Genomic DNA, 14,376 nt, shown 5'->3' on the forward strand with positions numbered 1-14,376 from the left:
TCCGCATAGAAGTCGCCACTTGCTGTCATCTGATAGCCTGCCGGCACATACTGTGTAAGTACGGAATAGTTCTGCACGCCTGCCGGTACAGTGTAATCACCACCCGCTACTACTTCGTCTCCATCCTTGAACTGGATATTCATAGTTACATCTGTAGCAATCTTCTCAATATTGACAACCAGCTTTCCGCCGGCCTCCGCATAGAAGTCGCCGCTTGTCGTCATCTTATAACCTTCCGGCACATATTGTTCAAGCACGGAATAGTTCTGTACGCCTGCCGGCACAGTATAGTCGCCGCCTGCTATCACCTCATCTCCAGCCTTGAACTGGATATTCATAGTCACATCTGTAGCAATCTTTTCAATATTGACAACCAGTTTTCCGCCGGCCTCCGCATAGAAGTCGCCACTTGCTGTCATCTGATAGCCTGCCGGCACATACTGTGTAAGTACGGAATAGTTCTGCACGCCTGCCGGTACAGTGTAATCACCACCCGCTACTACTTCGTCTCCATCCTTGAACTGGATATTCATGGTTACACTCTCCTCAGCCTGCACAACCGACGCCCGACCCGGAAGCACAGTTGACATGCTGGTAGCAGCCAAAGTCACGGCCAGCGCAGTCACAAGACATGCTTTTGCCAACTTTTTTCTATACATTGTTCTCTCCTCCTACTTTCTTCCCCTACAGGAATGATACTTCTGTCTAAATACTGAAACTGCCAAAAACCACAGCAATCAGAACAGCACCAACGAGAAGCACATACCATTTTTTGTCACAGCTCCCATATTTAAACAGTTCTATTTTACCCCCCCCCCGTATATTTTTGTCAATACTTTCCAAATACTTATTTCTATATTTTTCCATATTCAATTTTATTTCAGTGAGAATAATCTATAGAGTATCCAGCAGGCTCCATATTTTGTGAAACCAAGAAAAAACAGCAACAAAAAGACCAGTGGAAATCCACTGGTCTTTCAAGTCGGGGTAACAGGATTCGAACCTGCGACCTCGCGGCCCCCAGCCGCGCGCTCTAACCAAACTGAGCCATACCCCGGTCACAGATAGTATTATACTCGAAGTCTGTCGTATATTGCAAGTGTTTTTTTAATAAATCGTAAAATTCATAATATTTTTTTATTTTCGCCCTTATTGCGCCAACAAATCTGCCTGTATTCTACAATTATTATTTCCCGTTTTCAGACAAATATGCTAAAATACCTATAAAATCTTATGCGAAAGGAGTCCCTGATTATGAAATTAATTGTAACAGGCCCCAGGGGAAAAATGGGCCGGCTCATCACGCAGGTCGCCGCGGAGCGTTCTGACATCCAGCTGATCGCCGGAGTGGGGCCGGCAGGAAGAGATTACATCGGAAAGGATCTGGGCGATGTGGCCATGACAGGGCGCCGGCTCGGGGTACCCGTAGTGGATGATCTGGAGGCTGTCATAGATGACTGCGATGTGATCATCGATTTTTCCACAAAGGAGACCGGGCTGGAGGTGCTGGAAAGCGCTGTGAAGCACAAGAAAGCGCTCGTGTGCGGCACTACCGGATTTTCACCGGAGGAGATGGCCAAATTCAGGGAGGCCTCTTCCTCCATTCCCATGCTCTACGCAGCCAACACCTCCAAGCTGGTAAATATCATGAACAAGCTTCTAGAGATCGTGACCACAGCGGTGGGGGACGAGGCGGACATAGAGATCCTGGAGATGCATGACCAGTGGAAGAAAGACGCCCCCAGCGGCACATCCAAAGAGATGGGCGAGATCATGGCCCACGCCATGGGTAAGGAGCTGGACGACATCGCCGTCTACGGCCGCCACGGCGTATCTCCCCGCGAAAAGGGTACCATTGGCTACCACTCGCTTCGGGCCGGCAACATTCCCAGCAGCCACACCGTGTACTTCGGCTTCATGGGGGAGAGGCTGGAGATCACCCATCACTCCTACAACTGGGAGTGCTTCGCCAGGGGAGCTGTGGACTGCGGACTGTACCTGACGGACAAGGAGCCCGGCTGGTACACCATCAAGGATGTGCTCCACCTGTCCTGACCAGGAAAAGGGAGCGGCCGCGTCAATCCTTTTCGGATGACTGCGGCCGCTCCTTCTTTGTGCCTCTTATCGCTCATTTACCGCTACAGTTACAGTGTGTCAGAGTCCAGGATAATAGTGAAGGGGCCGTCATTTGTGAGGCTCACCTTCATATCTGCCCCGAACTGCCCCCGCTCTACTGTGGGCACTGTCTCCCGGCATTTTTCAATAATGTACTCGTACATCTCCTCCGCCATGGACGGATCGCCCGCCTCGATAAAGCTGGGGCGGTTTCCCTTTTTGCAGTTGGCATACAGGGTAAACTGGGAGATGAGAAGAAGGCTCCCGCCTACCGTGTCCAGTGACAGATTGGTCTTTCCGTTCTCATCCTCAAAAATGCGAAGGCCGAGCATTTTCTTTACCATCTTATCCGCGATCTCCTCTGTATCGCTGTCAGACACGCCGATCAGCACCATAAAGCCTCTGCCGATTTCTCCGATCGTCTGACCGTCTACCTTTACGTCCGCATTTGTGACCCGCTGTATTACAAAACGCATACTGTTTCCTCCTTTTCGCTATCTTCTATCATCCACGAAGAGGAGGGAAATGTCAATACTCTCTTTATTTGTGTTTCTCTCTCTTCTTTCGTATATAGGACTCAACCTCGTTTTTTTCAATCCCCAGCGAAACAGCGAGCTCACCGAAAAGGTTTTCCTGGGCCGCGTGCAGGCAGCGTTCATCACCTGCGGTCACTTTTTTCCCCTGGGCCAGTCTCTTTTCCCTGCGGACATTGATCGTCTTGATCACCCGCACCCACTGCCTCGTGTCGCAGGTTCTCAGCGCCTTTTTTAAGGTTTCTTCTCTCTGCCGTTCATTATCGATAGGGATCATATCCATCCCGTCAATCTCGCCAATGAGCTGCTCCGCTTCCTGCCTGGAGATCACATACCGCATAATGATCTTCTCACTGTCTGCCGGCACGTAGATCACGCCTCCTTTTGAGTACAGAGGTGACAGTGTATAGTAATCCTTTCCGGCGGACGCTTCCTCCAGGCGGATCGGACCTATACTCTCCACTCTGCACACGCCGTGCTGCCCGCAGACAATATACGCTCCTGTCTCAAACATTCCCATTCTCCTTTCTTTCATATTAAATAGTATTCCCAAAAATACCGTTACATAAAAATCCGCCTATCCACAGATGTGGTAGACAGATTTTCATCTCTGTCTTTATTCTATTTTATCAGACAAATCATTTTTGCGTAAGGCTTTTCCAGAAAATATTTTATTTTCAGCATTTTTGCGAGCATTACAGCGTCGATGGTTGTCTATTTTTACCCATTTTTTCCGGAAGCTGCGCCAGTATGATCGCCGCAAACATCAGGACACATCCCAGCCCCTCCCTCACGGACAGACGCTCTCCCAGGATCACCCAGCCGGCCAGCACAGAAATGCAGGACTCCAGGCTCAGGATCAGCGAGGCCACAGTGGGATTCATATTCTTCTGTCCAATGATCTGCAGGGTATAGGCCACACCGCAGGACAGAACACCCGCATACAGGAGCGGGCCCCAGCTGCGCAGGGCTCCCTCCACTGTAGTGGTCTCAAAGGCAGCCATGGGAAACATGGACAGGATGCCTGCCACAAAGAACTGGATGCAGGACATTTTCACTCCATCTGTTCTGGGCGCGAAATAGTCGATAATCAGGATATGAACAGCGAACAGCAGGGAGCCTATGAACACATAGATGTCGCCCCTCCCCACACTGAAGGACTCTGTGATACACAGAAAGTAAAGTCCCGCAAGGGCCATTGCCACCGCCAGCCACACCTTCCATCCGGTCTTCTTCCCCAGAAACATGCCGAGCACCGGCACCAGGACGATGTAGAAGGCGGTCACAAACCCTGCCTTCCCCGCCGTGGTGTACTGGATGCCGATCTGCTGCATACTGCTGGCCGCGAACAGGGCCAATCCGCAGCAGAGTCCTCCCGCAATCAGGGTCTTTGTGCTCCCCTCTTCCCCGGCTGTCCTTTTGTTGATCTTCTCCAGGATATAGATGCAGGGGAGAAGCGCCACGCCGCCGATGAGGGATCGGATGCCGTTAAACCCGAAGGGGCCCAGGTAGTCCATTCCCACGCTCTGGGCGACAAAGGCGGTTCCCCAGATAAACGCTGTCAGAAACAGCATACACGCGTTTTTTCTCCTCATATATTCTCCTTCATTCCTCTGTCTGAGTTTTCTTCTGTCTGATTTTTCTGTATACAACAACTTGTTCAGTATAACATATTCATGATTTTTTTGAAATGGTGTATACTAAAGAAAATGCGGGGCCTAAAACGCAAGATCCCTTGCAGCGGCAGAGAATCAGGAGGAGCCTATGTGGAAGTTCAGACGTTTTTTCTTAATATCGGGTATCCTGATGCTGGCGTCGGAGCTGTGGAAGCAGTACACCCTGACCTTCCTGATCGGCGGCGGCAGCTACAACTGGTGGTATTTTCCCTTCCAGCTCTGCAGCATCCCCATGTACGTCTGCCTACTCCTGCCCTGGGTCCGCAGCCGGCGCCTCCGTCAGATCCTCACCGCCTTTCTCGTGGATTTCGGCATGCTGGGCGGCGTCTTTGCCTTCTTTGACACCAGCGGCATGCACTACGGGTATCTTCCCCTCACCATCCACTCCTTTGCCTGGCATATCTTTCTCATCCTGCTGGGCATTGCCGCAGCTCTCTCAGACCGCCTGGCCGCCGGGTGGAAAAATTATGCCGGGAGCGCCTGCCTCTATCTCGCCTGCTGCCTGGTCGCCACAGGGATCAATCTGCTTTGCGACCAATATGGCACCATCAATATGTTCTACATCAACCCGGACTATCCCATGACCCAGAAGGTGTTCTCGGAGATCGCCGCCGTCCTGGGGGACACTGCGGGCATCTTTATCTACATCGGCGCCACGCTCGCGGGCGGGGCTGCCTTTCACCTGGGCTGGCGAAGCTTTGTTCTAAAATCTATAGAAAATCCCAATCATTCCGTCTTATAGATATCATAAATATAGTTATAGATTTGATCAATTTGACCGCAAAACCACCTGGACGTAAAATAGATTTATACCGAAATCAAATCAGGAGACTTGCTATGGAAACTGAAACTCCCCTTTTAATCATAAACAACATCTATAAATCCTTTGGGCATGTACAGGCCTTGAGAGGCGCCTCTTTTTCTGCCCCCAGGGGCAAGGTGACTGCAATTGTGGGGGATAATGGCTCCGGAAAGAGCACTCTTGCAAAAATCATATCCGGCTGCCTGAAGCCTGACTCCGGGGAGATTACCATCAACGGCAGGACCTATCCCTCTCTCACGAACCATCAGGCCATATATGAAGGGAACATCGGGACTGTCTATCAGGATCTGGCGCTGGACAATCTGAAGAACGCCTATGAAAACATCTTTCTCGGAAGGGAGGATATTCATTTTGGCGTTTTTCTCAACAGAAAAAAGATGAAGGAAAAAGCTGCCGCACTTTTCCAGACCCTGGCAATTGACATCCCTGACATGGAACTCCCGGTGGGCAGCATGTCCGGTGGGCAGCGGCAGGCTATCGCCATCGCAAGAGCCATTGACATGGACAGGCAGATTTTGATTTTTGATGAGCCTACTTCTGCTATGGGTATGAAGGAGACTCAGCATACCATGGATCTCTTTCAAAGATTAAAGGATGAGGGGAGAACCATTCTTCTCATCAGCCATAATCTGTTTCAGGTATTTGATATTGCGGACCGCATCGCAGTTCTGGATAAAGGATGTTTTGTAGACACATTTTCCACAGCCGAAAGCAGCCCCCAAAAGCTGCATGATCGGATTGTAAAGGAAGAAATGGAGCTTGAGCAATGACAAAATATATTGAGAAAAACAGTCAGCAGCTATTTCTTTTGATCGTAATTGTTGTAATAGGTGGGTTTCTGACCATAAAAAGCGAATACTTTCTAACTCCTTCAAATCTGATCAATATTGCAGACTCCTGTGGCTACCGTCTCATCATGGCCGTAGGGATGACCTTTATCATGGCGTCCGGCGTCATGGATCTGTCAGCTGGCTCCACTGTCTCACTTGCAGGTGTCATCACCGCTTGGATGCTCCATGCAGGGGCAGGAATTCCCCTGTCTGTAGCGGCCGGACTGCTGACCGGAATAGCTGCAGGCGTTCTAAACGGGCTGCTCATCCACTACACAAAAATCAGTTTCTTTATCATCACACTGGCTATGAGCGGTATGCTTCGCGGCATTTCACTGATTATTACAGGCGGCCGTCCTATCACACGGTTTGGAGCGGCTTTTATGACAATCGGAACAGGCAGACTGGCAGGAATTCAGATCTCTGTGTGGATCGCAGTCATCCTGACACTGGCAGCCGCTGTTGTCCTGAACTGCACAAGATGGGGCAGCTATATCAGAACGCTCGGGAGTAATCCGGAGGCTCTTCAAAAATGCGGTATAGGCATAGCTGGATACCGCATTTCCGTACAGGCTGTCATGGGACTGGCAGCGGCTATTACAGCTGTCATCATCACGGCCAGACTTAATTCTGCCGAGCCCAATGCAGGTATGGATATGGAGCTGGACGCCATCACTGCTGTTGCGATGGGCGGCACGCCTATCACAGGAGGGAAATCCCGCATCAGCGGCACTATGCTGGCCGTTATCATTCTGGGCATCATTCGAAACGGTCTTACACTTATGAGCATTTCCTCAGATTACCAGCAGTGGATCACCGGATTTTTATTGCTGGTCTCTGTCCTCGTATCAGGGATCAGGATTAAAAATACAAAACAAAAATACACAAGAAAAGGAGAATGACTAATGAAAAAACTACTTAGTATCTTATTGGCAGCAGTGCTGGCCATGTCTCTGCTTGTCGGATGCTCCGGCACAGACAGCAGCACAGAGGACACAGATAAGGCGCAGACCACCGAGACAGAAGAAACCTCCTCCAGCGTCGTGGATCAGATACTGGCCGATGTAGAGGCCGAGATGGACAGTCAGCTCGGAGAAGTTCCGGAAAAAAGCGCCGGTGAAAAAGTTGGTATTCTGATCAGCTCTACTTCCAATGAATTCTGGGCCACTATGAAGACACGCTACGAAGAAGCTGCCGCAGACGCAGATCTTGACATAGAAGTATACGAGGCTTCTGCCGAAGATGACGCCGAGGGTCAGCTGGACGCACTAAATACTATGGTGTCCATGGATTTCGACGTGATCATCCTCTCCCCCATCAACGGCACTAATCTGATCCCCGGCATCGTGGCCGCCAATGAGAAGGGTATCAAAGTCATCAACCTTGGTCCCGGCGTAGATGAGGCGGCTCTGGAGGAGGCCGGCGGGCATCTGGATGCCAAGATCACTGTCAATTTTGAGGATCAGGGAAAAATGGTAGCGGAAGATATCGTGAAAAGGCTTGACGGCAAAGGCCAGGTAGCCATTCTGGAAGGCATGGCAGGCGCTGCACAGAGTGAGGGACGTGTCAAAGGCGCTGAGGATGTATTTGCACAGAACGACGGCATCGAGGTAGTAGCGAGCCAGGATTGCAACTGGGATACAGATACAGCCTACGAGGCAACCCGCGACATTATGACAGCCAATCCGGATGTAAAGGCAATCTTTGCCTGCAATGACAATCTTGCTCTGGCAGCTGTACAGGCTCTGACAGAGCTGGGCAACAGCGATGTACTGGTATACGGCGTGGACTACACCTCAGACGCGAAAGCCGCTATCGAGGATGGCACTATGATGGGCTCCATGACCTATTCAAGCGCCATCTACACGAAAGCTGCTATCTCCATGGCTATGAACCTGGCACAGGGCGGCAGCTATGACAAGCCCCTGTATCTTCCTCTGACACTGGTGACACAGGACAATGTGGCAGACATGGACGGATGGAAATAAACCATGAAACATCTGATCGAAACTGCCCTTTTGACTCACGGCCTGTCATCACTGTCCAATGAATACATAAAAAAGCAATGGCCGTTTAAGGAGGCAAATCTTGCTTATCTTGAAAATGGCACAGTAAAGACAGGCACTATAGAAGATTATCTGAAGCTGCGGGAACATCCTGAGCGGATGGCACGCATTGACTGTACTTCTCTGGAGAGTGCAAAATCACAGGGATTGTCCGGAGCTTTCACGGCTTCTGCCACCATGGCTGTGTGCCGTGAACTGGATATACCTATGGCAGTCACTGCCGGTATGGGCGGCATTGGCGATGTGGAAGGGGAAGAACTCTGTCCGGATCTCCCGGCACTCGAGACGATACCCGTCATCCTGATTTCAACAGGCCCAAAGGACATGCTGGACAGGGCGGCCACTTTTTCCTGGCTCCGGAAGCATGGCGTTTCCGTAAAAGGAATCAACACAAGCTCCTGTACCGGTTACGTTTTTAAAGGCAGCCCTCTTCCTCTTGAGTCATTTGACCTGAGTCTTCCCGTTGCAGCCCCGCTTCTTCTCATCAATGAGATCCCTGTATCTGACAGGATCACTGACCGAGAAATACTGACGAAGGCCATCCAGGCAGGACACCAGGCAGCCGCAGAAGGAAGAGCCTATCACCCTGCTGCCAACAGGCGCATCGATGAACTTACAAATGGGTATTCTTCCATAATTCAGCTGGCTTCTCTGATTGAAAATGCACGTGCTGCCAAAAAGCTTCCTTAAAATGTAAAAAGGCAAAACTGACACAGGGCCATACCGCTCTTCAGACCTTACAGCGGTATGGCCCTCTTCTGTTATCACACTGTTTTCACCGGCACCTTGATCTTCACTACATAATCCTCCTCCCCGGCTCCCGCAATGTAGCTGATCATATCGTACACATAGCAGTCCCCCGCGATTTTCAAACTTTCTCTCTCTATGAATTTCATCAGCTTCTCAATACTTTTTCCAAATGAATTGTAGGGTCCTTTATGCATGACGGATGCGAAAGTCCCTGCAGGCTTTCTCCTCACATCCTCTCTTTTGCACCATTCATCTGCCCATATATTTTCCGGTATCTTTGTAAAGAGAAAGCTTTCTTTCATCTCCTTCTTCTCCAGCGTTTCCCGCAAAATGATGGATCCCACAAAGGCGTGATTTCGGATGCTGCAAGCCTCACATTTCCGGATATGCTCGCCCAAAAGTCTGGCCGGAGCGTTGCTGCTGTCCCACTCCCTGTACCCAAAATCAGTAACCAGCAGATGCTCTTCCCCGTCCCGCTCTGTCCGGGGTACACCGTACCGGGCATCCAGCGCCTCCTCCGTGATCTGCACCAGCTCCTGCATAAAGCCTGAGAGCTCCTCCAGCTTCTTTTGCTCTTCTTTGATCCTGCGCTGCTTTTCCCTGAACATCTCCAGGAAATATCCCGTGTCAAAATTGCGAATACATTTCCGTATATCCTCCAGGGAACTGCCGGTGTATTTCATAGTCTGGATCAGATCAAAGTCATAGAACTGAACGGCCGTATAGTACCGATAGCCATTGTTTCCCACACGGTCGGGCTTCAATATACCAATCCTGTCGTAATGGAAAAGCGTCTCTTTTGTAGTGCCGCACAGAGACGCAAACTGTCCCGTTGTCAGAAGCTGTTCTGTATTCATCCTCAGATACTCCTCTCCGTTTTCTCTTGACTATTGTGTTACCCTATAGTTTACCATTCCTTGTTGAGGAGAACAACCATCTATGAAAACAGATACGCATACTACATTGAAGACAGATACTCATACTGCCGGCGTACAGGACAGCCATAACCGGATGTTTGACGGGATGTCTCCCACCAGACTCTTCTTCCGGTGCGCCATCCCCAACATGATCAGTATGGCTGTGGTATCGCTGTACACCATCGCTGACGGGATCTTTGTGGGCTACTACATCGGCGCTGAGGCGCTGGCTGCCATCAATCTGGTTATGCCTCTGATCATGATGAGCTTTGCCTTCTCGGACATGGTAGCCGTTGGTTCTTCTGTCCAGATTGCCATCTGGCTTGGAAAAAAGGACGGAAAAATGGCAGGGCGCATCTTTTCCACTGCCTGCCTTCTGATCCTCATCTCTGCTCTTATAATGGGGACACTGGCCTGGCTGTTTTCCTACCCGCTTGTGCAGCTGCTGGGGGCCACCGGGGAAGTGGCTGACCTGGCAGTGAAGTACATGCGTGTCTATGCGGCCTTCTCCGTCCTTATCATGCACTTTTTCGCCGTGGACAATTACCTGCGGATCTGTGGGAGGGTCCACTACAGCATGGCTATGAACGTGGGCATGTCGCTGGCAAATATTGTGCTGGACTGGCTTTTCATCGGCGTCTTCGGCTGGGGGATCGAAGCTGCCGCCCTGGCCTCCTGTCTCAGCCTGATGTGCGGAAACATCATCTGCTTTCTCCCGTTTTTCGCGGGAAAGCTGCCACTTTGCTTCACGCGGGAATGGGTCGGGCTCAGGCTGGTAGGAAATATCGTGGCCAACGGAAGCTCAGAGTTCTTCAACAATATCTCCGGCTCTGTGTGCATGATCATCTTCAACGCCGCCCTCCTGTCTGTCGGGGGATACATGGCAGTGGCGGCCTTCAGCATTATCATGTACGTGGACAGCGTAGTAAAGGCATTGCTTTTTGGTATGGGCGATGCCCTGCAGCCGGCCATCAGCTACAATTACGGGGCAGGAAGCCCTGCAAGGATCTGGGCCATAGAGAGGCGGGTCCAGGCTGCCGGGCTGCTGCTGGCACTGTTGGTGCTCACTTTCATGCAGATCGGCGGAGAAGCGCTGATCGGCCTCTTCGCAAAGGGTGACGGGGAACTGCTCAGCATGAGCGTCAGGGGCATGCGGATCTTTTCCCTGTCCTACCTCTTTACATGGTGCGCCATTTTGTCCGGCTCCTTTTTCACTGCTCTGAACCGGCCTGTCTTCTCCCTTGTGACTGCCGCGGGACAGACCCTCCTGTTCCCTGTCCTCTTTCTCTGTGTCCTGCCCAGGCTTCTGGGCCTGGACGGTATCTGGCTGTCCCCGGTGCTGGCCGGGGCCGCCTCCTTTCTGATGTGCATCCTGTTTCTCCTTGACACCAGCCGGCGCCTGTCCTCCGGGCAAAGACAGCGGGCATAGAGGCTTGCGCACAGAGGCTGCTGCGATTTTGACCTTTTCAAAAAAAAGCGTTATAATACATTTCGTAGCAGAGAGAAATCCACCCTGCTTACATGCGATATGTGATCTAAGGAGGTAATCAGTCATGAAAAAGAATAACAGAACATCACATACAGCTCAGGCAACCAAATCGATTGTCACAACAAAGGACACCACCAAGGCTATCGAGACAAGGGCCGGCGTCTTAAAGGACGCACCCGAGGCGCCAAAGGCCGAGCTGAAGACACAGATATTTCTCCAGTATCTCGGAACAGAGTGCAGCACTGACGATATTCTTGCAAAGGTCAAAGATATCTGGACAAAGGACATGGGAAAAAAGGCAGAGGATATGAAGACTATCAACGTGTATCTGAAGCCGGAGGAAATGGCAGCCTACTATGTGATCAACGACGAAACAACAGGAAAAATTGCTCTGTAAATTCCTTATGAAAAAGAACACTCCCGACAGATGCGCAAAAGGCGGCATCTGCCGGGAGTGTTTTTGCAGACCTATTCTTCGCTTCACAGGCCTTCTTCCCCGGAATGGAAACGCTTTACACCTCCACACCGGAAAGCCGTATCATCCTGTCGTATGTAAAATGATTGAACACAGCGATGGTCCTTCCCACTCCGATCATAGCCAGAATCGTCCCTATTCCAATCCCCACCAGATGTCCCGCAAAGACAAGGCTCACCGTGGTAGTGATGGCAATATTGGTCAGATCAAAGCAATTTTTTGTAAAGCCCACGCTTTTGCGGATACAGTCCGCTATAGCCTGTACAATGCCATCGCCCGGATTGGGAATAATGCGCATGTTCAGCGACATGGCCGCCCCGATCCCGGTCAGCACAATGGCGACCACAAGAAACAGGATCCGCAGGACCATCTGTCCCGGTGTGTCCTTCCCCTCTCCATACAGGTTGGGAATCACCGCCGAGAACACATTCAGGAACCTGGTAAACACAAGGCTCAGCGGTATCTGCAGCAGATCCATGAGCACCGTCAGCTTTCTGTCCATCCTGTTTGCATGGGCAAGGACAGCCCCCTCCTCACCGGCCGCTCTCTTGCTGCGGATCAGGTGCAGGCAGATCTGGATGACAACAAAAATGCTGTACAGGGCAAGCGTCATATTTCCAAAATTGTGTCCGGAGATGACAGAAATACTGTAAGCCACAGATATGATAGGCGATACGCCCAGGCCGGTCTTCGTATTCAGCGTAAGTCCCAGCGCCAGGACAAGAAGTCCAAGAAGATAGAAAAACACACGGAACAAGGTGCTTCTGTTGATTTTTCTCAAGTAAATCCCTCCCACTTTCTGCTCCGTTATATTATTCTAAGGATTTTTGAAAAATCTGTCAAATCCATTTCCCGGAACTTCCCGAAAAACTCTTTTTCCGGAAGAATTTCCACATTTTCACACATAGCTTTGGACGCTCACCTCATACAGATCCTCAAAGGGGATTTTTGTGTCCACAACCTTCAGCAGCCGGGCTGTGCCGTCTATCCTCGACACCATCCCCGTCACCTTCAGATATTCCCCCTCGCAAAAGTAGATGACTGTCACTATGTCATTTTTCCTGATCTGCCTGAGCGCGCGGTCCAGTTCCTCTCCCCGCTCCTCAGAGAGCTCTGCCTTGGGCACTGTGATCTTTTCCTTTTTTCTGAGCGCCTCCTCATAGCCCTTCAGGGCTGCGAAGGGCATAAACTGCTTTGCTCTGTCCTGGCGGCTCATCCCGCCCCGCCCGTTTCTGTACGCCATTTTCGCTTTCCCCCTTCTGTAATCGGCTCCACGTTTCTCCTCCGCTCCTGTGTCCTCCGATCTGGCGGTTTCTCTCCATAGTCGTCGCCCCCTCCTGCAGATCCATGCCTCTGACAACTGCATTTTTCCCATATTTTCCCTTGATCTCCAGAAGTGCCCTCTGCATCCGCAGCTCCCGGTCCAGCTCTTCCGGATCCGTAAACAGGTCGTACTGCCTCCAGGCTTCGTCCACCACATGATTGTACGTGACACTGATCCTTCTCACCGGCGTGCGGCGGTCCACGATCCTGTCGTAAAGCCGGGCCGTGCAGGCCATGAGCTGGCGGGAAGAGCTGGTCGTCAAGGTCATGGGCTCTGTGCCGTGAGCAGCCTTTCTTTCTATCCTTCCGCTGTACCCCACATGAAGGGTCACAGAGTCTGTTACAAGCCCCTTCTCCACCAGCTCCAGGCTGAGAAGATCCGCCATCTCTCTGGCCGCCAGTCTGCCCTCCTCAAAGCTGTAGTCCCGGGGCAGCACCTGCCCGTTGGAGACAGAGCTGGATCTGGGCCTGTAGGCCTTGATATCCTCCATCGTAGTGGTCTCCCTGCCCCAGGCGTGATCGATGAGGAGCTCCGCGTCAACGCCGAACAGGCGGTAGAGCAGCCCCTCGTCCGCATGGGCCACCTCCTCCATAGTCGTCAGGCCGGACTGGGCCAGGCGCCGCTGTATCCCGCTCCCGATTCTCCAGAAGTCCGTCAGCGGCCTGTGTCGCCAGAGCTGTCTTTTGTAGCTCTCCTCGTTCAGCTCCCCCACATGCCCCTCGGAGTGCTTTGCCGTGATGTCCATGGCGATCTTGGCCAGATAGAGGTTGGTTCCTATCCCCACAGAGGCGGTGATGCCTGTGGTGTCATACACATCCTCCATAATCCTAACGCCCAGCTCCCGTCCGCTCATCCCATACATGTGCAGATACCGGGTCACATCCATGAACACCTCGTCGATGCTGTAGACATGGATGTCCTCTTTCGCAATATATTTCAGATAAATGCCGTATATCTCTGCCGAGCGGTCAATATAGAGCTGCATCCGGGGCGGCGCCATGATATAGCTGATCCCCTTGGGGATCTCAAACACTCTGCACCTGCCCGGCACTCCCAGCGCTTTCATGGCCGGGGACACAGCCAGACAGATGGTCTTGTCGGTCCTCTCAGGATCAGCCACCACCAGGTTGGTGGTCATGGGATCCAGTCCCCTCTCCCGGCACTCCACGGAAGCGTAGAAGGACTTCAGATCTATGCACACATATGTCTTCTGCTTTCTGCTGGTAACATTTTGAACAGTGTTCTCCATATGAAATCCTCCTTTTTACTTTTTCGAACATATGTTCTTTTCTTGATTATAGCAGGAGCGGGGAGGATTTTCAACTGGGGATTTTTGACAGGAAGATTTGGGTCATGGAAATCTGTACTCGGCTTTCCA

The 14,376-nt window shown here is 51.4% G+C and carries 16 protein-coding genes and 1 tRNA gene; 8 read left to right on the plus strand and 9 right to left on the minus strand.

Annotated features, from left to right (window positions below):
- Both FGQ86_RS16260 and FGQ86_RS10470 read right to left on the minus strand, forming a co-directional pair.
- The coding region (locus tag FGQ86_RS16260; protein WP_171031550.1) for a hypothetical protein at positions 1 to 659 on the minus strand (659 nt) is incomplete at its 3' end.
- Positions 660 to 982: 323 nt separating this feature from the next.
- Positions 983 to 1,057 (minus strand) — tRNA-Pro (locus FGQ86_RS10470).
- A gap of 197 nt (positions 1,058 to 1,254) precedes the next feature.
- Between FGQ86_RS10470 and dapB the strand changes: the two genes are divergently transcribed.
- A complete protein-coding gene (gene dapB, locus FGQ86_RS10475) occupies positions 1,255 to 2,055 on the plus strand; it encodes a 4-hydroxy-tetrahydrodipicolinate reductase (RefSeq protein WP_033126519.1) in 801 nt (266 codons plus the stop codon).
- A gap of 89 nt (positions 2,056 to 2,144) precedes the next feature.
- On the opposite strand, the gene dtd is transcribed toward dapB, so the two are convergent.
- The 3 genes from dtd to FGQ86_RS10490 all read right to left on the minus strand — a co-directional run bounded on the left by dtd (position 2,145) and on the right by FGQ86_RS10490 (position 4,243).
- Positions 2,145 to 2,591, minus strand: coding sequence for a D-aminoacyl-tRNA deacylase (dtd, locus tag FGQ86_RS10480; RefSeq protein ID WP_138303957.1), 447 nt, complete (start codon positions 2,589 to 2,591; stop codon positions 2,145 to 2,147).
- Between the two features lie 64 nt (positions 2,592 to 2,655).
- On the minus strand, positions 2,656 to 3,162 hold the full coding sequence (locus tag FGQ86_RS10485; protein WP_033126521.1) for a CarD family transcriptional regulator: 507 nt from the start codon (positions 3,160 to 3,162) through the stop codon (positions 2,656 to 2,658).
- Positions 3,163 to 3,343: 181 nt separating this feature from the next.
- Positions 3,344 to 4,243: a DMT family transporter gene (locus tag FGQ86_RS10490; protein ID WP_138303960.1), complete on the minus strand. Its 900-nt coding sequence runs from the start codon at positions 4,241 to 4,243 to the stop codon at positions 3,344 to 3,346.
- 169 nt (positions 4,244 to 4,412) lie between these two features.
- On the opposite strand from FGQ86_RS10490, the gene FGQ86_RS10495 reads away from it, so the two are divergent.
- The 5 genes from FGQ86_RS10495 (at position 4,413) to FGQ86_RS10515 (ending at position 8,733) form a co-directional block, all read left to right on the plus strand.
- The gene (locus FGQ86_RS10495; protein WP_138303962.1) at positions 4,413 to 5,066 is read left to right on the plus strand and encodes a YwaF family protein; all 654 of its coding nucleotides are present in this window, start codon (positions 4,413 to 4,415) and stop codon (positions 5,064 to 5,066) included.
- Between the two features lie 95 nt (positions 5,067 to 5,161).
- Positions 5,162 to 5,917 carry an ATP-binding cassette domain-containing protein gene (locus FGQ86_RS10500; RefSeq protein WP_138303965.1) on the plus strand — a complete coding sequence of 252 codons (756 nt, stop codon included), beginning with the start codon at positions 5,162 to 5,164 and terminating at the stop codon, positions 5,915 to 5,917.
- The gene (locus FGQ86_RS10505) at positions 5,914 to 6,879 is read left to right on the plus strand and encodes an ABC transporter permease (protein ID WP_033126524.1); all 966 of its coding nucleotides are present in this window, start codon (positions 5,914 to 5,916) and stop codon (positions 6,877 to 6,879) included. The genes FGQ86_RS10500 and FGQ86_RS10505 overlap by 4 nt, the downstream gene beginning before the upstream one ends.
- 3 nt (positions 6,880 to 6,882) lie before the next feature.
- On the plus strand, positions 6,883 to 7,965 hold the full coding sequence (locus tag FGQ86_RS10510) for a substrate-binding domain-containing protein (RefSeq protein WP_033126525.1): 1,083 nt from the start codon (positions 6,883 to 6,885) through the stop codon (positions 7,963 to 7,965).
- Positions 7,966 to 7,968: 3 nt separating this feature from the next.
- Positions 7,969 to 8,733 carry a pseudouridine-5'-phosphate glycosidase gene (locus FGQ86_RS10515; protein ID WP_138303968.1) on the plus strand — a complete coding sequence of 255 codons (765 nt, stop codon included), beginning with the start codon at positions 7,969 to 7,971 and terminating at the stop codon, positions 8,731 to 8,733.
- A gap of 74 nt (positions 8,734 to 8,807) precedes the next feature.
- On the opposite strand, the gene FGQ86_RS10520 is transcribed toward FGQ86_RS10515, so the two are convergent.
- A complete protein-coding gene (locus FGQ86_RS10520; protein ID WP_138303969.1) occupies positions 8,808 to 9,650 on the minus strand; it encodes a MerR family transcriptional regulator in 843 nt (280 codons plus the stop codon).
- Between the two features lie 82 nt (positions 9,651 to 9,732).
- Between FGQ86_RS10520 and FGQ86_RS10525 the strand changes: the two genes are divergently transcribed.
- Together FGQ86_RS10525 and FGQ86_RS10530 are read left to right on the plus strand one after the other, a co-directional pair.
- Positions 9,733 to 11,139 carry an MATE family efflux transporter gene (locus FGQ86_RS10525; RefSeq protein ID WP_138303971.1) on the plus strand — a complete coding sequence of 469 codons (1,407 nt, stop codon included), beginning with the start codon at positions 9,733 to 9,735 and terminating at the stop codon, positions 11,137 to 11,139.
- Positions 11,140 to 11,263: 124 nt separating this feature from the next.
- Positions 11,264 to 11,596 carry a DUF6465 family protein gene (locus FGQ86_RS10530; protein ID WP_052084097.1) on the plus strand — a complete coding sequence of 111 codons (333 nt, stop codon included), beginning with the start codon at positions 11,264 to 11,266 and terminating at the stop codon, positions 11,594 to 11,596.
- A gap of 115 nt (positions 11,597 to 11,711) precedes the next feature.
- Here the strand turns inward: FGQ86_RS10530 and FGQ86_RS10535 are convergent, their stop codons facing one another.
- The 3 genes from FGQ86_RS10535 to FGQ86_RS10545 all read right to left on the minus strand — a co-directional run bounded on the left by FGQ86_RS10535 (position 11,712) and on the right by FGQ86_RS10545 (position 14,247).
- Positions 11,712 to 12,455 carry a DUF6198 family protein gene (locus FGQ86_RS10535; RefSeq protein ID WP_207742292.1) on the minus strand — a complete coding sequence of 248 codons (744 nt, stop codon included), beginning with the start codon at positions 12,453 to 12,455 and terminating at the stop codon, positions 11,712 to 11,714.
- 117 nt (positions 12,456 to 12,572) lie between these two features.
- A complete protein-coding gene (locus FGQ86_RS10540; RefSeq protein ID WP_138303974.1) occupies positions 12,573 to 12,917 on the minus strand; it encodes a YolD-like family protein in 345 nt (114 codons plus the stop codon).
- Positions 12,832 to 14,247, minus strand: a complete 1,416-nt coding sequence (locus FGQ86_RS10545; protein ID WP_052084098.1) for a DNA repair protein — start codon at positions 14,245 to 14,247, stop codon at positions 12,832 to 12,834. Before FGQ86_RS10545 ends, FGQ86_RS10540 begins: the two co-directional genes overlap by 86 nt.
- Positions 14,248 to 14,376: the final 129 nt, after the last annotated feature.

It is taken from the genome of Clostridium sp. BSD2780061688st1 H5 (genome assembly GCF_005845155.1).
GTDB lineage: Bacteria > Bacillota > Clostridia > Lachnospirales > Lachnospiraceae > Claveliimonas > Claveliimonas intestinigallinarum.